Annotated in this window: 23 protein-coding genes; 11 read left to right on the top strand and 12 right to left on the bottom strand. The window is 71.8% G+C overall.

Features of this window, described 5'->3' with window-relative positions; all coding sequences use genetic code 11:
* Positions 1-43: 43 nt before the first annotated feature.
* Positions 44-460 (bottom strand): DUF5709 domain-containing protein, encoded by a 417-nt coding sequence (locus HFP48_RS20185; protein ID WP_044476524.1) that lies wholly within the window; start codon positions 458-460, stop codon positions 44-46.
* A 166-nt stretch (positions 461-626) separates the two neighbouring features.
* Between HFP48_RS20185 and HFP48_RS20190 the strand changes: the two genes are divergently transcribed.
* Positions 627-782 (top strand): DUF6131 family protein, encoded by a 156-nt coding sequence (locus HFP48_RS20190; RefSeq protein ID WP_003937495.1) that lies wholly within the window; start codon positions 627-629, stop codon positions 780-782.
* 133 nt (positions 783-915) lie between these two features.
* On the opposite strand, the gene HFP48_RS20195 is transcribed toward HFP48_RS20190, so the two are convergent.
* From HFP48_RS20195 to HFP48_RS20220, 6 genes are all read right to left on the bottom strand, one after another.
* Complete coding sequence (locus HFP48_RS20195; RefSeq protein WP_210432841.1) at positions 916-1,125, bottom strand: CDGSH iron-sulfur domain-containing protein; 210 nt, start codon at positions 1,123-1,125, stop codon at positions 916-918.
* 76 nt (positions 1,126-1,201) lie between these two features.
* Positions 1,202-1,843 carry a HemK2/MTQ2 family protein methyltransferase gene (locus HFP48_RS20200; protein ID WP_072635791.1) on the bottom strand — a complete coding sequence of 214 codons (642 nt, stop codon included), beginning with the start codon at positions 1,841-1,843 and terminating at the stop codon, positions 1,202-1,204.
* 102 nt (positions 1,844-1,945) lie between these two features.
* A complete protein-coding gene (locus tag HFP48_RS20205) occupies positions 1,946-2,326 on the bottom strand; it encodes a hypothetical protein (protein ID WP_006946487.1) in 381 nt (126 codons plus the stop codon).
* Between the two features lie 89 nt (positions 2,327-2,415).
* Positions 2,416-4,011: an NAD(P)/FAD-dependent oxidoreductase gene (locus tag HFP48_RS20210; protein ID WP_029545221.1), complete on the bottom strand. Its 1,596-nt coding sequence runs from the start codon at positions 4,009-4,011 to the stop codon at positions 2,416-2,418.
* A complete protein-coding gene (locus tag HFP48_RS20215) occupies positions 4,008-4,466 on the bottom strand; it encodes an SRPBCC family protein (protein WP_006946482.1) in 459 nt (152 codons plus the stop codon). Before HFP48_RS20215 ends, HFP48_RS20210 begins: the two co-directional genes overlap by 4 nt.
* 35 nt (positions 4,467-4,501) lie before the next feature.
* Positions 4,502-5,581 (bottom strand): NAD-dependent epimerase/dehydratase family protein, encoded by a 1,080-nt coding sequence (locus tag HFP48_RS20220; RefSeq protein WP_168579925.1) that lies wholly within the window; start codon positions 5,579-5,581, stop codon positions 4,502-4,504.
* A 71-nt stretch (positions 5,582-5,652) separates the two neighbouring features.
* Here HFP48_RS20220 and HFP48_RS20225 point away from each other — a divergent pair, with 71 nt between their 5' ends.
* The 3 genes from HFP48_RS20225 to HFP48_RS20235 all read left to right on the top strand — a co-directional run bounded on the left by HFP48_RS20225 (position 5,653) and on the right by HFP48_RS20235 (position 8,137).
* The gene (locus HFP48_RS20225; RefSeq protein ID WP_152104020.1) at positions 5,653-6,291 is read left to right on the top strand and encodes a DUF2231 domain-containing protein; all 639 of its coding nucleotides are present in this window, start codon (positions 5,653-5,655) and stop codon (positions 6,289-6,291) included.
* A gap of 75 nt (positions 6,292-6,366) precedes the next feature.
* Positions 6,367-7,341: a PfkB family carbohydrate kinase gene (locus HFP48_RS20230; protein ID WP_168579926.1), complete on the top strand. Its 975-nt coding sequence runs from the start codon at positions 6,367-6,369 to the stop codon at positions 7,339-7,341.
* Positions 7,342-7,345: 4 nt separating this feature from the next.
* Positions 7,346-8,137, top strand: coding sequence for a 5'/3'-nucleotidase SurE (locus tag HFP48_RS20235; RefSeq protein WP_006946475.1), 792 nt, complete (start codon positions 7,346-7,348; stop codon positions 8,135-8,137).
* A gap of 15 nt (positions 8,138-8,152) precedes the next feature.
* Here the strand turns inward: HFP48_RS20235 and HFP48_RS20240 are convergent, their stop codons facing one another.
* On the bottom strand, positions 8,153-9,334 hold the full coding sequence (locus HFP48_RS20240; protein ID WP_102799235.1) for a zinc-dependent alcohol dehydrogenase: 1,182 nt from the start codon (positions 9,332-9,334) through the stop codon (positions 8,153-8,155).
* Between the two features lie 194 nt (positions 9,335-9,528).
* On the opposite strand from HFP48_RS20240, the gene HFP48_RS20245 reads away from it, so the two are divergent.
* The 3 genes from HFP48_RS20245 to HFP48_RS20255 all read left to right on the top strand — a co-directional run bounded on the left by HFP48_RS20245 (position 9,529) and on the right by HFP48_RS20255 (position 12,468).
* The gene (locus HFP48_RS20245; RefSeq protein WP_168579927.1) at positions 9,529-11,016 is read left to right on the top strand and encodes an FAD-dependent oxidoreductase; all 1,488 of its coding nucleotides are present in this window, start codon (positions 9,529-9,531) and stop codon (positions 11,014-11,016) included.
* A gap of 68 nt (positions 11,017-11,084) precedes the next feature.
* Positions 11,085-11,657, top strand: coding sequence for a type 1 glutamine amidotransferase domain-containing protein (locus tag HFP48_RS20250; RefSeq protein ID WP_043803302.1), 573 nt, complete (start codon positions 11,085-11,087; stop codon positions 11,655-11,657).
* A 61-nt stretch (positions 11,658-11,718) separates the two neighbouring features.
* Positions 11,719-12,468: a PAS and ANTAR domain-containing protein gene (locus tag HFP48_RS20255; RefSeq protein ID WP_168579928.1), complete on the top strand. Its 750-nt coding sequence runs from the start codon at positions 11,719-11,721 to the stop codon at positions 12,466-12,468.
* Here the strand turns inward: HFP48_RS20255 and HFP48_RS20260 are convergent.
* From HFP48_RS20260 to HFP48_RS20270, 3 genes are all read right to left on the bottom strand, one after another.
* Entirely contained in the window at positions 12,425-12,622 is a 198-nt protein-coding gene (locus tag HFP48_RS20260; RefSeq protein WP_029545235.1) for a hypothetical protein, read from the bottom strand. The genes HFP48_RS20255 and HFP48_RS20260 overlap by 44 nt on opposite strands.
* Positions 12,623-12,731: 109 nt before the next feature.
* The gene (locus HFP48_RS20265) at positions 12,732-12,971 is read right to left on the bottom strand and encodes a CsbD family protein (RefSeq protein ID WP_006946464.1); all 240 of its coding nucleotides are present in this window, start codon (positions 12,969-12,971) and stop codon (positions 12,732-12,734) included.
* An 85-nt stretch (positions 12,972-13,056) separates the two neighbouring features.
* Complete coding sequence (locus tag HFP48_RS20270) at positions 13,057-13,320, bottom strand: DUF6480 family protein (protein ID WP_072635798.1); 264 nt, start codon at positions 13,318-13,320, stop codon at positions 13,057-13,059.
* A gap of 159 nt (positions 13,321-13,479) precedes the next feature.
* Between HFP48_RS20270 and HFP48_RS20275 the strand changes: the two genes are divergently transcribed.
* From HFP48_RS20275 to HFP48_RS20290, 4 genes are all read left to right on the top strand, one after another.
* Complete coding sequence (locus HFP48_RS20275) at positions 13,480-13,947, top strand: DUF4383 domain-containing protein (RefSeq protein WP_161994999.1); 468 nt, start codon at positions 13,480-13,482, stop codon at positions 13,945-13,947.
* Between the two features lie 66 nt (positions 13,948-14,013).
* Positions 14,014-14,256, top strand: a complete 243-nt coding sequence (locus tag HFP48_RS20280; RefSeq protein ID WP_168579929.1) for a hypothetical protein — start codon at positions 14,014-14,016, stop codon at positions 14,254-14,256.
* A 9-nt stretch (positions 14,257-14,265) separates the two neighbouring features.
* Positions 14,266-14,628: a hypothetical protein gene (locus HFP48_RS20285; RefSeq protein ID WP_006946456.1), complete on the top strand. Its 363-nt coding sequence runs from the start codon at positions 14,266-14,268 to the stop codon at positions 14,626-14,628.
* A 240-nt stretch (positions 14,629-14,868) separates the two neighbouring features.
* On the top strand, positions 14,869-15,330 hold the full coding sequence (locus tag HFP48_RS20290; protein WP_168579930.1) for a DUF4383 domain-containing protein: 462 nt from the start codon (positions 14,869-14,871) through the stop codon (positions 15,328-15,330).
* A 43-nt stretch (positions 15,331-15,373) separates the two neighbouring features.
* On the opposite strand, the gene HFP48_RS32120 is transcribed toward HFP48_RS20290, so the two are convergent.
* A complete protein-coding gene (locus HFP48_RS32120; RefSeq protein ID WP_049904240.1) occupies positions 15,374-15,796 on the bottom strand; it encodes an STAS domain-containing protein in 423 nt (140 codons plus the stop codon).
* Between the last annotated feature and the right edge of the window lie 144 nt (positions 15,797-15,940).

Below are 15,940 nucleotides of genomic sequence, written 5' to 3' on the forward strand. Positions count from 1 at the left end.
CGCCGCCCGGCATCCGAGGCCTCGGGTGCCGGGCGGCCGCCGTTCAGTCCTGCCGGTCGGCCTCCTCCTCCTCGATCAGATGGACGGCAGCTTCCTCGGCGGAGGCCGCGCCCCCGTCGATCCCTACGTCCGTGCCGAACAGCTCGGAATCCACGTCCTCCGCGGTGCCCTCGTCCGGCGCGACGAGGCGTCCCGCGCGCGCCCGGCCCGCCTCGGCGACGGAGCTGCGGAACTCGTTCTCCCCCTCGTCGTCCTCGCGTTCGGGCTCCTCCTCGCGGAGCCGTTCGTCCAAGGTCTCGTGGCGTTCGAGGCCGACGGGCCGTTCCATCGGCGAGAATCCCTCGTCGAGGACGTCGTCGACACCGCGGTCGATCAGGGAATCCTCCGGCTGCAACTGGTCCTCGTCGTCGACGCTGTACTCGCCGGGGACGCTGTCCCCGGGGTTCTCCGAAGTAGGCATGCACCCGACAATGCCACCGGCGCCGTCCGCGCGCCACGGATCGACGCGAAGTGCACATCCTTCCCACCACGAGCGGTTCGCGAGGTTTCGGCACATCCGATGCGGGTATCCCCTGTGCACGGCCCGGATCCGACCGGCAACGGGCACCGACAGCGAGGTGACACTCATGATCATTCTGGGTTTGATTCTGCTCGTGGTGGGTTTCCTCACCAACATCTCTATCCTGTGGACGCTCGGGATCATTCTCCTGGTGGTAGGCGCAATCCTGGCGATCCTCGGAGCGACGGGCCGGGCTGTCGGCGGCCGGAAGTACTGGTATTGACGCGTGATGACGCGTGACGACGCGTAAACGCGTTGCGGGGCGGGCGGTTCCTCTCGGGAACCGCCCGCCCCGCGTTGTCCCCCGGCGTCGTGCGCATCCGGCACGACCGGCACCCTGCCGGAACCGGCAGGTCTCAGCGTGGATCGCGCCGCGACCGGCGGTGACTGGTGTCGCACAGCGGGTACCGCTCGCTGCGCCGGCACCGGCAGATCGCGACGACGAACCGGTCCGATTCCATCTCGTCGCCGTCCTCGGTCACGATGCGCACCGGGCCCTCGACCAGGACGGGACCGCCGCGGACCAGGCGGACGACCCTGGGCTCCGCCCCCGCGGGACCCTCCACCCGCAGTCCCGGGCACAGGCCGGGCACAGCGACGCCCCCGGAAGACGTGTCCCGGGGGCTGCCGTCCGTGGCTACTTCACGGGCAGTGTGTTCGATCGGCACGGATCACCACCACTTCCTCGGTGTCGACGCCCGCGGGCAGTTCGTAACGCGCCCGCAGATACCCGGCGCGGCTGCGCATCACGGGCCCGAACGGGATCCGGCGACGCGCCACGACGGAGGCCTTGAGACCGCCGTCGCGCAACCGGACGAGCGTCTCGTCCACCCCGGAGAACTCCGAATGCACGACGAGAGCGAAACCGCCGGGAGACAACAGGTTCGGCAGGCTCCGGCACAGGGGGTCCAGCACCGCCCGCCCGTCGGCACCGGCATCCCAGCGGGCGTCACCGTCCCCGGCTGCGTGCGGTACGTAGGGCGGATTGGACAGCACCACGTCGAACGGTCCGTGCCGGTCGGCTTCGTCCAGTCCGCCGCGCAGGACCCGGATGGGAAGCTGCCGCGACCGCGCGTTTATACGCGCCGCGAGGACCGCCCGGGGAGCGATGTCCAGTGCCGTCACGGACCCGGCACCGGACATGGCCGCCGACACGGCGATGAACCCTGTGCCGGTGCAGAAGTCGAGCACCTTGGCGCCGGGGGGTGCCGCCGCACGATCGAGTGCGCCGGCGAGCAGATGCGAATCCTCCTGCGGGCGGTACACACCGGGCAGTCGCCACACCCTCCTGGGCGCCGGCACGTTACCGGACCCCGGCTGCGACGGCACGACCCCCGTGGGTGGACCGGGCGAGGGACACGTTGGACTCCGGGCGAGACGTCGTTGTCATACGTGGGAGTACCCCTCCAAGCGGCCGCCCGAAACGTGGTGCGGGCGGAAGGCGGTGACGGCGGTGCGCCGCGATGCGGGAGCCGCGGCGCCGTCCGGACGGTTGCGGAACAACGAGGGCCCGGCACGGTCGGGCTCCCGGCGCGCGCCGGCCGGCGCCGCCCCGGTCGGAGCCAGCGAACCGAGCATGAACGACAGTCCCGCCGCCACGGCGAGTCCGGCCCCGATGCCCGTGACGGCGGAAGCGGAGAGCACACCCACGCCGACGGCGGCGATCACGCAGATGCCCGCGGCGATTGCGGCGACTCCGCCTTCCACCTCGCGCAGCGCCCGCGGCACGAGGGAAGGGTTGTACACCTGCCGGATCGGTGTTCCCACTGGCGTTCCCATGACTTCTGATACCCCGTCGGCGAATCGCTCAACCCCGAAACGTGTGAATCTCCGCGTTCGGCAAGGGCACCGGGAATTCAGCTGCGCATCAGCACGTCCGAGATCGCCCCGTTCAGCCGCCGCCGAACCCTGCCGCCCACGCCGTGGTCGCGCAGGGCCGCCCGGGCCGCGTTCCACCCGCACATCCCGTGGACGCCACCGCCGGGATGGGTGGACGAGCCGGCCAGGTACACACCCTCGACCGGCGTGCGGGGACCACCGAAGCCGGGCAACGGCCGGAACACGAGCTGCTGATGGATCTGGGCGGTGCCGCCGTTGACCGCCCCCCCGACGAGGTTCGCGTTGGCGGCCTCGAGGTCGCGCGGGCGTTGCACGCTGCGGTGCACGACCGAGCTCAGCACCCCCGGCGCGTGCGCCTCTAGTTCGGCGTCGACGCGCCGGGCGAGTTCCTCCGCGGAGGCGTCGTCGGCGACACCGCGCGGCAGATGCGTGTACGCCCAGGCGCTTTCCGTTCCCTCCGGCGAGCGGGCGGGATCTGTGGTGGTCATCTGGCCGAAGATGATGAAGGGATGCTCCGGGACGCGGCCGGTCGCGAGGTCGGCCGACCAGTGCACGAGACCGTCGGCGTCGGCGCCGAGGTGGACGGTCCCGGCCGTCGCGAGCGCCGGCGAGCGCCACGGAATCGGCCGGTCGAACGCGTAGTTCACCTTCACCACGGGCGTGTCCCACTCGAAGCGCCGCAGGTCGTCGCGGACCGCGGCGGGCACGGCGTCCGCGGGCAGGAGCGAACCGAACAGTGCCGGCGCGGACACGTCGGCCAGTACCGCGCGCCGTACCCGGAACCGTTCCCCCTGCTCGGTGCGGACCTCGGTCGCCACACCGCCGCCGACCTCGATGCCGGTGACCTTCCGGCCGCACAGGATCCGGGCCCCGCTGCGTTCGCCGCGCCGCGCCAGGGCCGCCGCGAGCTCCCCGGCGCCGCCCTCGGGCACCGGATAGCCGACGTCCTGGGCGAGCATGGTCAGGACGTATCCCATGATTCCGCTGCCCGCCGAGTCCACGGGGGTGTCGGCGTGCATGGCGTTGCCCAGCAGCAGCAGCCGCGCGTGCTCACCGCCGAACAGTTCCTGGGCCATCCGGCGGGCGGGCAGCGCCAGCATCCGCATGAAGCGCAGTGCGTCCGCGGTGCCGAGCCGGCGGATCAGCCCCGCCGGGCCGCGCACCGGTGGGAACGGCTCGAAAAGGGTGCTCAGGAAGGGCTCACGGATGCCCTTCCACTGCTCGGCCAGGCGGATCCAGGTGGTCCCGTCGCCGGGGTGGCGCCGTTCGAGTTCCGCCGCGGTCTCGGTGACGTCCGGGTAGACCACCGCGGCGTCCTCGTCGTCCGGCCCGGCGGCGTGCCCGTACACCCGCGGCGCCCGCCGCAGCCGCAGCCCGTGCGACGCGAGGTCGAGCGCGCGGAACGCCGGGGACGCCGCCGCGAGGGGGTAGAAGGCGCTGAACAGGTCCATACGGAAGCCCGGATGCAGTTCCGCCGTGCGGACGGCGCCGCCGATCTCGTGCTGCTCCTCGAGCACCAGGACGTCCCAGCCGGCGTCGGCGAGCACGGCCGCCGCGGTCAGGCCGTTCTGGCCGGCGCCGACGACGACGGCGTCGACGGTCTCGGTGCTCACTCTCCGACGCCCTTCGGCTCCGTGGCGTGTTCGGCCATGAGCATGAGCCGGCGCAGGCACTCGACGTTGCGCGGCAGCACCAGCCGGGCCTGGATCGCACCGGGTACGAACTGAGCCGGGCCGGCGGCGGCCTTCTCGGCCATCTCGATCCGGCACCCCCCGGGCCGCTCGTGCAGGCGCATGGTGATCTCGGCCTGCCCGGCCGGCCACGCCCGCGCACGCAGCTTCAGCTCCCTGCCGGGGATCGATTCCACCACCTCGGTATGGTCGTTCAGCAGGGCGGGCCACACCCCCACCGAGTGGTGGATGCGGCTGCCCACCGCCGGCCACGCGTCGTCCACGGCCCGGATGCGGGAGGCGCCCACCACCCAGCCCGCGTACGACCAGCCGTCGGCGAGGACATCCCACACCTGTTGCGGCGTCGCCGTGGTGTCGCGCTGCGCTGTTTCGCTCATCCCGATACCCTCTCTCGTCGCTCCGCCGCGAGTGGTCACGGCGGCACGCGGCGCCCGACGGTCCCGCGGCCGAGGAGGACGCTCATCGTCTCGAGCGGCCCGCGACTGCGCAGGACCGGGCTGTCGGTGCCGGCCTCGGCCTGCATACCCGCGATGGCCTCGCGCCACACCTGGGGGCCCGGAACGGTCGGTGCCCAGTCCAGGTCTCGGCGGGCCCGGTCGCAGTCGAGCATCGGGGTGTTGTAGGCCAGGTCGATCCATCCGCCGGCGATCGGTTGCAGGTGGACCTGCCAGGTCGCCTCGACGACGGCCCGCAGCACCTGCCGCGGTACGGGGATCGCACGGGCCCCGAACGCCCCGGCGATGTCGCCCGCACGCAGCGGTTCGGGGGTCGCGAGGTTGAACACGCCCGGCACCCGCCGCTCCAGGGCGGCATCGAGCGCGGCGGCCACGTCGTCGGCGTGCACGGCGGGGATCGCAGTTCCGGGGTCCACGGGCAGCAACGGCAGGTGACGGAGCACGACGTCGGGCACGTATCCCGGCACCGCGTAGCGGCGCAGCGCGCTGCCGCCCGCGTACTGGCCGATGAAGCCCGGCCGGAAACGGGTGACGATCGGCGCCGCGGCCGCGCCCGCGATCCGCTCGTCGAGCAGCCGCTCCGCCGCGACCTTGTCGACGCTGTACGCGCACGATTCGATGCCGGTCGCGGGCCACGACTCGTCGACCGCCCGGCCGTAGGCCCCGGCCGCGTACACCGCGGCGGAGGACATGTGCACCAGGTGTCCGACGCCGGCGGCGAGGGTCGCCCCGATCACGGCGGCGGTGCCGTCCACTCCGGTCCGGCGCAGATAGTCCCGCCGGTGCGAGGGCTGGAAACCCCAGGCCAGGTGCACGACGGCGTCGGCCCCTTCGAGGAGGGGGCGCAGCCCGGTCTCGGCGCCGGGTGCGGCGAGGTCGACGCTGTGCCAGGTCACGCCGTCGTAGGGATCGGTGGGCGGTGGCACGCGCCGGGCGACGGCCACGATCTCCGGCGGCTCCGATCGCCGGGCGAGGCGCCGCAGCAGGGCGGTGCCGACGTTGCCGCTGGCGCCGGTGATCACGATGCGCTGTCTCATGATCGCAGGAGATACCCCGCCGATCTGCGTCGTACACCCGTCTGGCAGGTTTCACCCGGTCGGGGCGGGGTATGCCCGTGGGCATGACGGACTCGCAGATGGAGATCCTGTATTCCGGGACGGAGTCGGCGGCGTGGCTGGACGGTCCCGCCGAGGTGCTGCGGAAGCAGGTCGGGCGGCTGGCGGACAGCCCGATCGGGGCCGTGCTGCACGGCGCTCCCGTGGGCCACCCGCTGCACCCGGCGCTGGTGGCCGTCCCCATCGGGGCGTGGACCGCGGCCGGCGTCTTCGACGCCCTGCGACAACCCGAGACCGCGCGGCGGCTGATCGGGCTCGGTCTGCTGGCGACGCCGCCGACGGTTCTGGCCGGCTGGGTCGACTGGGTGCACACCGACACCGTGCAGCGCCGGGTGGGGTTGATCCACGCGGCCGTCAACGGCGCCGGAGCAGCCCTCATGGCCCTGTCCTACCGCCAGCGCCGCCGCAGTTCCGGTCCCGGCGCGGTGACGCGTAGCGCCGCCGGCGCGGTGACGCGTAGCGCCGCCGGCGCGGTGACGCTGAGCGCCGCCGGCACCGTACTGATCGGGCTGGGCGGCCTGCTGGGCGGGCACCTCGCGTACTCGCTCGGCGCCAATGTGCGCCCGCCCGAGGTGCCGAACGCCCCCGTCTACGATCCCGTCCTCGCCGACTCCCCCGGCGATACGGCCTGACCGAGGCCGCACCGCAACGCGAACCGCGCGTCCGCCACCGCGGGCGCCGTCTCCTCCCCATTTCGAAGGACATGCATGAACCCCGCTCCCCGAGACGGCAACGACGACAGCGCGCCCTCCGCCTTCGTCTTCGCACCCACTCCCCTGCTCACCGTCACCATCGAGTCGTCGCCGTCGGATGTCCCGGAACTGCACGTCCACGCCGGCGGGCAGGGCTTCTGGATCGCCCGCATGGCGGTCACACTCGGCCTGAAGGTGCGGCTGTGCGGCACCTTCGGCGGCGAGACCGGCCCCGTCGTCAGCGATCTCATCGCACGGGAAGGCGTATCGGTGCGATCGGTGTTCACCGCCGGCCAGAACGGCTCGTACGTGCACGACCGCCGCGGGGGTGAGCGTGAGGAGATCGTGGAGGTTCCGCCGCCGACGCTCAACCGGCACGAGGCCGACGACCTGTTCGGCGCGGCGCTGGCCGAGGGCCTCGAGGCGGACGTGGCGCTGCTCGGTGGCCCGCATTCCGACCGGGCGGTGCCGCACGACGTCTACACCCGGCTGGCGGCCGACCTGACCGCCCTGGGTGTTCCCGTCGTCGCCGACCTGTCCGGCCCCACCATGACCGCGGCGCTCGAGGGCGGTCTCGCCGTGCTCAAGGTCAGTCACGAGGATCTCCTCGAGGACGGCAGGGCGAAGTCCGACGACATCGACGACCTCACCGCGGCCATGAAGGAACTCGTCTCGCAGGGCGCCCGCAACGTGGTGCTGTCCCGCGCCGGCGACCCCGCCCTCGCCCTCGTCGACGGCGAGCTGTGGGAAGTCGTCGCGCCGCCGCTGAACATCGCCGACCACCGCGGCGCCGGCGACTCCATGACCGCCGGGATGGGCGCCGCGCTGGCCGCCGGAGCCACGATGGTCGAAGCCCTGCAGCTCGGTGCCGCGGCGGGCGCCGTCAACGTCACGCGGCACGGGTTGGCCACGGGGCAGCGAGAACTCGTCGACAAGGTCGCCGAGAGCGTCGAGGTCCGGCCGTTCGCGAAGGGGAAGAGCGGGAGGTAGGAACGTGAGAGCGCTGATCGTCAACGACGACGGGGTGGACAGCCACGGCATCTCGGTGCTCGCCCGGGTGGCGGTGGACGCCGGTCTCGACGTGGTGGTGGCCGCCCCCCATGCCGAGCGCAGCGGCGCCAGCGCGTCGCTCAGCGCACTCGAGGAGGACGGCCGGCTCGTCGTCGCGCCGCGGGCGTTCCCGGACCTGCCGGACACGACGGTGCTCGCCGTCGAGGCGTCGCCGGCCTTGATCGCCTTCGTCTCGATGTACGGGGCGTTCGGCCCCAAACCCGACATCGTCCTGTCGGGAATCAACCACGGCCCCAACACCGGCCACGCGATCCTGCACTCCGGCACGGTCGGCGCGGCGCTCACCGGAGCCAACCACGGCAGCCTGGCCCTGGCGGTCTCGCTGTCCGGTTCGGTCCACGAGCACTGGGAGGGTGCCGAGGTCGTCGCCCGGCACGCCCTGCAGTGGGTGCTGACGCAGGGCACGCCCGGCACGGTGCTCAACGTCAACGTGCCCGACATCCCGCTGAGCGAACTGCGCGGCCTGCGCACGGCACCGCTCGCGGCGTTCGGCGCCGTGCAGGCCGACATCGGCGAAACCGACCAGGACCCGGACGACGGGGAGCGCCAGTACGTCACCGTGACCTTCAGCGACATCCGGGCCGACGAGGCCGAGGACACCGACGCGGGCCTGCTCGCCCAGGGCTGGGCGACCGCGACGGCGTTGCGCTCCCCATTCGAGGCCGCCGACGTCGACACCGCGGATCTGCCGCGTACCGCGGCCGATCTGGTGTGACGCCGGCGGCACCGGTCAGGGCTCGAGCTGGATCTTGATCGCGCCCTCCTGCTTGCGCTGGAAGATCTCGTACGCGTGCGGGGCGTCCGACAGCGGCAACCGGTGCGTGGCGAAGGTGTCCACTCCGAGCGGATCGTCGTCGGTGAGCAGCGGCATGATCTGCGGCACCCAGTGGTTGACGTTCGCCTGACCCATCCGCAGCCGGATCTGCTTGTCGAACAGGGTCATCATCGGCATCGGGTCGGTCATGCCGCCGTACACGCCGCTGAGCGAGAGGGTGCCGCCCCGGCGCACCACGTCGATCGCGGTGTAGAGGGCGTGCAGCCGGTCGACACCGACGTGGGTCATCAGCGGCGCGGACAACGCGGACGGCAGCAGCCCCGTCGCGGTCTGCAGTGCGGTGGCGACGGGTGACCCGTGCGCTTCCATGCCGACCGCGTCGATCACCGAGTCGGTGCCGCGGCCGCCGGTGCGGTCGCGGATCATCTCGCCCAGCGAGTTCCCGGCCTCCTTCAGGTCGATGGTCTCGATGCCGCGGGTGGCGGCGCGCGCGAGCCGCTCGGGCACCATGTCGACACCGATCACCCGGTGGCCGCGGTGCACGGCGATCCGTCCGGCCATCTCGCCGATGGGCCCGAGGCCGAGCACCGTCACCGAACCCCCGTCGGGTACATGCGCGTACTCCACGGCCTGCCAGGCGGTGGGCAGCACGTCGGACAGGTAGACGAACCGCGAGTCCGGCGGCCCCTCCGGAACCGAGATGTGGGTCGAATCCGCATGCGGCACACGCAGATACTGCGCCTGGCCACCGGGCACGCTCCCGTACAGCTTCGAATACCCGAACAGCGCCGCGCCGGTGCCCTGCTCGGTGACCTGGGTGGTCTCGCACTGGGAGAACAGGCCGTCCCCGCACATGAAACAACTGCCGCACGAGATCTGGAACGGAATGACCACGCGGTCGCCGGGTTTGATCGAGGTGACCTCGGAACCGACCTCCTCCACGATCCCCATGGGCTCGTGGCCGAGGATGTCCCCCGGCGACATGAACGGTCCGAGCACTTCGTACAGGTGCAGATCCGAACCGCAGATGTTGGTGGTGGTGACGCGGATGATCGCATCGGTGGGCTGCTCGATCCTCGGGTCGGGGACCGTATCGACACTCACCTTCCGCTTGCCCTGCCATGTCACTGCTTTCATCGCCGATCCTCCCGCCCGGTGGTCCGGGCACCTCTCGTCGTGGACTGCGCGGCGCACTGCCGGACCGGCACCATGACGCACTGCCGGCTCGGTACCGCCTACCCCGCACGGCGGGGCGCAAACCTCGACCGGCCCGGCGCACGACCGGTGACCGGCGCGGGTTTCCCGGGCGCGGCACGGGGCATCCCTCACAGGTGACCTCACTGTGGCTCTCCCGCCCCGACACCGCCCGCACCGACGACACGCCGTGGCCCGAGGGCCCGGCCCGCTTCGACACCGTGGTGGTCGGCGCCGGCCTCACCGGCATGGCCACCGCCCTCCTGCTCGCGCGCGCCGGCCACCGCGTGGCCGTCCTCGAGGCCCGCACGGTCGGCGCCGTCACCACCGGCAACACCACCGGCAAGATCAGCCTGCTGCAGGGCAGCACCCTCTCCAGCATCGCCCGGGGCCATTCCCGCGACGTCCTGCAAAACTACGTGGCCGGCAACCTCGAGGCGCAACGGTGGGTGGTGCAGCTGTGCCGGGAGCGGGGCCTGCCGATCGAATCCGCGGCCGCCTTCACCTACAGCGCCGGCGAGGAGGGCGTGGCCACGGTGCGCGCCGAGCACGAGGCCTGCCGCGCGGCCGGTCTCGACGCCCGCATGACGACGGAGACGGAACTGCCGTACCCCGTGGCCGCGGCGGTGACGCTGCCGGATCAGGCGCAGATCGATCCGATGCCGTTGCTGCACGAACTGGCCCGCGAACTGCGGGAGCGCGGCGGCGCCCTGTTCACCGGCTGCCGGGTCCGGAAGGTCCGCTCGGACCGGAACGGATGCGTCGCGGTCACCGATCACGGCGAGGTGCGGGCCGGGCACATCGTGCTGGGGACGGGGACTCCGATCCTCGACCGCGGCGGGTTCTTCGCCCGGCTCGAGCCCCAGCGGTCGTACGCGGCCGCGTTCGAGGTACCGGGCGACATTCCGAGCGGGATGTATCTGTCGGTGGATTCGCCGACGCGGTCGTTGCGCACGGCCTACGGGGGGCGGTACTTCCTCGTCGGCGGCAACGGCCACACCGTCGGGCGGGCACACGACCATCGGGGCGCCGCGGACGATCTCGTGGCGTGGACGGGCCGTCACTTCCCGGGTGCGAAGACCGTGGCGCGCTGGTCGGCGCAGGACTATGCGACGCTCGATCACCTGCCGTACGTGGGCCCGCTGCTGCCCGGCAACGATCGGCTGCTCGTGGGCACCGGCTACGGCAAGTGGGGCATGACGAACGCGGTGGCGGCGGCGCGGTTGCTGTCGGCCCGCATTCTCGGCGAGACGGCTCCGGAATGGGAGTCGGCGTTCCAGGCCTGGAGTCCCACACAGCTTTTCGATCTTCCGGCAGCCACCCGGCTCAATGCCGCGGTCGCGGTGGAGATGACGCGCGGATGGGTGCGGGCCGAGTTGTCCGGCGACGGCGCGTCCCCGCCGGAGGGCCGCGGCACGGTACGCCGGGAGAAGCTCCGCCCGGTCGGGGTGTGCACCGTCGACGGCACCACGCACCGGGTGTCCGCGGTGTGTCCCCACCTCGGTGGCGTGCTGCGATGGAACGACGCGGAAGCCTCCTGGGACTGCCCGCTGCACGGCTCCCGCTTCGCCGCGGACGGGCGCCTGCTCGAAGGCCCTGCCACCCGGGATCTGGCACCGGAGTGACGTTTCCCGGTCGCCGGCCTCGGGTACGCGATCGGGGAACCTTCCCACGACGAAAGGACGACTTCGCGATGAGCGCTTCAGGGAACGGCCGGCTGGCGGGACGCACGGTCGCCGTCCTCGCCACGAACGGCGTCGAGGAGGTCGAGCTGGTGGAGCCGCGCCGGGCAGTCGAGGAGGCGGGCGGCACGGTGCGCCTGCTGTCGCTCGAACCCGGCGAGATCCAGGCCATGAAGTCCGACGTGCACGCGGCCGGCCGGCACCCGGTCGACCAGGTGGTGTCGGAAGCGTCGGTGTCGGACTTCGACGCGCTGATCCTGCCCGGCGGTACCACGAACCCCGATCATCTGCGCCAGGATCCCGCCGCCGTGGCGTTCGTGCGGGACTTCGTCGAGTCGGGCCGGCCCGTCGGGGTGATCTGTCACGGCCCCTGGACACTGGTCGAGGCCGACGTGGTCCGGGGTCGGACGCTGACGTCCTACCCCAGCGTCCGCACGGACATCCGCAACGCGGGCGGGAACGTGGTCGACGAGGAAGTGGTCGTCGACGGGAACCTGGTGTCGAGCCGCAATCCGAGGGATCTGCCCGCCTTCTGCGCCACCCTCGTCGAAGTGTTCGCGAACGCCGAGCAACACGCCGGCTAGATCACCTCACCTCACGCGATCCCGCAGCGGTAGGGCCCGTCACCGGAGGCATAATCGTTGCATGAGGGAACCGATCGTGGACGCCGGCGACACGCCGGTGGACGACGCCTTCGAACGGGTCTTCGCGAGCGGGAAGCCGCAGCGGGTCGGGAGTTTCCGCTACCTGATCGACGACGACAGGTGGGAATGGTCGGACGACGTGGCGCGGATGCACGGGTACGCCCCGGGGACCGTACGGCCGACCACCGACCTGCTGCTCAAGCACAAGCATCCCGAGGACAAGGCCCACGTCGCGGCCATGCTGGGCGCCCTGCAGCGCAACGGCGAGCCGTTCAGCAGCCGGCACCGCATCATCGACACGCACGGCACGGTCCGGCCCGTCGTCGTGATCGGCGACCGCCTGCTCGACGAGCGAGGACGGGTGATCGGCACGGCCGGTTTCTACCTGGACCTGTCCGACGCGTACGACGACGAGGTCCGGCACAGCGTCGACGAGGCGGTCTCGGCGCTCGCGCACCACCGTGCGGTCATCGAACAGGCCAAGGGCATGCTCATGGCGGTCTACGGGATTCCGGCGGACCGCGCCTTCGAGATCCTCGCCTGGCGGTCCCAGGAGTCGAACGTCAAGCTCCGCACGCTCGCCGAGCAACTCGTCCGGGACGTCACCACCGGACTCGACGCACCGGCAACGCTTCGCACCGCCTTCGACCATCTGCTCATGACCGCGCACGAGCGGATCTCGGCGCCGCGGCAGCCCGCGGGTCCGGTCACGGACTCGGCTGGGGAAGCTCGCACTCCACCTTCGGATTGACTCCGGCGTAGTTGAGGGGCCCCGCGATCACCGTCACCGCGACGGTGGCGAAGTCGGCGCAGCTCTGCTCGGCTTCCGTGAAGTACCCCCGCTGCCCGGCGGCGATCGCACCGATCACCAGCCACACCAGCACAACGAACGTCAGGATACGCATCGCTCCTCCTCCGGGGCGAAGACCCGGGAGCCGAACGGCCCCCGGGTCGTGGACGAACGACGGCGCGACCGCCTGCGCGGCCGGTCACCGATTCACTGCTGATGCGGATTCACTGCTGATGCGAGCGCTGGCGCGCCTCGTCGACCTCGGCGTCGGCGCGTGCCTTCTCCGCCTCGGCTTCCTTCTTCGCGGCCTCGCGCTGGCTGTCGGCCTTGTCCTGCTGGGCCCGTCCCTCGCGGGTGAGTTCGTCGCTGCCGACGACGGCGCCGGTCGCCTCCTTGGCCTTTCCCTTGACGTCTTCGACGACGCCCTTGACGCCTTCGCTCGGACCGCTCGTGTTCTCTGCCATGCGACTCTCCCTCAGTCGGCGTTCCTCACTTGCGAACCATGGGTACCCCGCCGGCACCCCGACAAATCGTGCAGGACTGCGCCACCTACATCAGAATCCCCACGATCACCACGAGAAAGAGGACGACGATCAGCACGATCGCACCGATCGTCAGAATCCCCGTGGGCGGGAATCGGTTCCGCGTCCGCGGCTCGGGGGCCGACAGACCGGAGGTCGAGCCCGAGTCGGGTGGTGTCGAGCCCGGTGCCACACCCCCGCCGGGTTCGAGATCGGGGGTGCGGGCAGGCTCGGGATCGGTGCCGGGATGCGCCTGTGGGTCAGGGACGTTCCGCGGATCGGGGGTATTCATCGCCCACTCCTTTCTCTCGGCGGACTGCAGCCCCGGGGACCTCGCCGAGGGGCGCGGCCGGAGCATGCGGCCCACCGCCGATCGAGTTCCCGGCGTAGTCTTCGGCCAAACCGCCGCACCGCCCGGGTTGAAGCGGACAGTACGGGGTATGCGCGGATCATGACCGAACCACTCGAGCCCGCCCAGCGCGCCGGCCAGCCGGAGAGCACCCGCTCGATCGTCCAGCTCGGCGCACTGTCGGCAGGCACGCTCTTCCTGGTCGTCGGGATCGCCGGCTTCGTCCCCGGGGTGACGGGCAACTACGACGAACTGGCCTTCGGCCACGAGTCCGGCGCCCTGCTCCTGGGCGTGTTCGCCGTGTCCGTCCTGCACAACGTGGTGCATCTGGTCTTCGGTCTGGCGGGCGTGGTCGCGGCGCGGCGCGCAGATCTGGCGCGCTGGTACCTGATCGTCGGCGGCCTGATCTACCTCGCACTGTTCCTGTACGGGCTGATCGTCCGGCCGGAGGGCAGCGCCAACGTCCTGCCGGTCAACGACGCGGACAACTGGCTCCACCTCGGCGTGGCGGTGACCATGCTCGGCCTCGGTCTGGCGGCACCGCGGATCCGGCCGGCGACGACGGTGTGAGCCGTTTGACGTGACCGAGGGTGGGGCACCCGATCCGGAGGACAGATATCGGAGAGGAGGACCGTGATGACCACGTGCGACACCTGTGGCAACGACTACGACAAGACCTTCACCGTCACCCGCGGCGACATCTCGGGCACGTTCGACAGTTTCGAGTGCGCCGCACAGGCAATGGCTCCGCAGTGCGCCCACTGCGGTTGCCGCATTCTCGGGCACGGGGTCGAGGCCGACGGCACTATGTACTGCTGCGCGCACTGCGCCCGGCAATCGGGTCAGGCTGCGCTCACCGACCGCGCCGACCGGGCGTAGGGAGGTGCTGTGACGCAGGATGTGGAGAAGCGATGGCGGGACCCGCGCGCCGCCCGCGCGGCGGTGCGGTACGCGGCCGTGATCGTCGCCGCCGCCCTGCTGCTGATGGCGGCGGTCGTGATCTGGGCCGCCGCGAGCGGTGACCGATGCGCCGACGAGGAATTCCTCGTGTGCACCGACCCTGCGCGGCTCGTCCTGGCCGTCGGCCCCACGGCGATCCTGCTCCTCGGGGCCGTCGGTGCATTCGTGCAGACCTACCGGGTGTGGCGCTCGGGCGGGACGTGGCCGATCTGGCACGGCACCGGCTGGGGGCTGATGGTTCTGACCCTGGTGTACGGGTCGATCTCGTCCGGCGTCCTCGTCGGGGGCTGAGCCGCTCAGACGAAGGTCGGACGGGGTTTCGAGGGCGACCCGCCCGGGGGTTTCGAGGGCGACCCGCCCGGGGGTTTCGAGGGCGACCCGCCCGGGGGTTTCGAGGGCGACCCGCCCGGGGGTTTCGGGGCGACCCGCCCGGGGGTTTCGGGGCGACCCGCCCGGGGGTTTCGGGGCGACCCGCCCGGGCTATCCCTGCGTCCCGGGGCGCGGTGCCCCGCGCACCCCGATGGAGGAACGATGATCCGATCCAGCCCGTATCCCAGGGTGCAGCGCACCCGGATCCAGGGTTACGCCTTCGCGATCGGCATCGTGTTCCTCCTCATCGGGGTGCTCGGATTCGTGCCCGGACTGACCAGCGGGTACGGCTCGATGGCCCTCGCGGGGCAGGAGTCGAATGCGCATCTGCTGGGCCTGTTCCGGGTCTCGATCGCCCACAACGTGCTGCACCTCGCCTACGGGGCGGCGGGGATCCTCGCCGCCCGAAGGATCCGCGCGTCGCGGATCTACCTGATCGCGGGCGGCGCCGGGTACCTCGCGTTGTCGGCCTTCGGCATGGTCCTCGGCCACGACAGCCACGCCAACATGGTGCCGGTCAACGCGGCCGACAACTGGCTGCACCTGGTGCTGGGTGTGCTGCTGCTCGTCCTGGCGGTCGATCCCCGCGGCAACCGCCCGCCGAAGCTGCCGAAGCCGGTGTGATCCGCGCCCCGCCCCGACGGGGGTTCGCTTCGGGAGAGCCGGATCAGGCCGGAACTCGCAGGGCGTGGATCGCACTCTCGAGCGAGGCGTGCGCGTGGACGGGGTCGCCGAGCACCCGCAACAGCCGGTGTACCGGCCGTCCGCCCACGAGGGCCCACCGGGAACTTCGGCGCCGGGCCAAGGTGTCGAGCTCGTCGAACACGATCAGGCCCGCCGACCCGAAGAACTCCACGTCGGAAAGATCGAGCACCAGGCGCGACGACGGGTGCATCTGGTCGCCGGCGTAGCTGCGCAACGCCGGGGCGTTGCGCATGTCGAGCTCGCCCGCCACGGCGACCCGAACGAGGCCGGAACTGATTCTCTCCGTGGAGAAATCGGCACCCGCGGACGTATGGAAGGAGACCGGTGAGCGATCCGATCGGGTGACCCACAGCGATGTGACTTTGCGCTGAGAAACGACAGACATGAGCTTCCCATCGTGGAAAGAGGATGGAAGCGTCGACAGAGCGGGGACCGCACCGACACCGGTCACCGCGGATGTGCGGCGCCTCCGAGTCAGGCTGTGTGCTCAACCTCACCCATACCCTACGGCAGCCCCTGGGGCACCGCA

Source organism: Rhodococcus sp. DMU1 (assembly GCF_012272955.1).
Lineage (GTDB): Bacteria > Actinomycetota > Actinomycetes > Mycobacteriales > Mycobacteriaceae > Rhodococcus > Rhodococcus aetherivorans.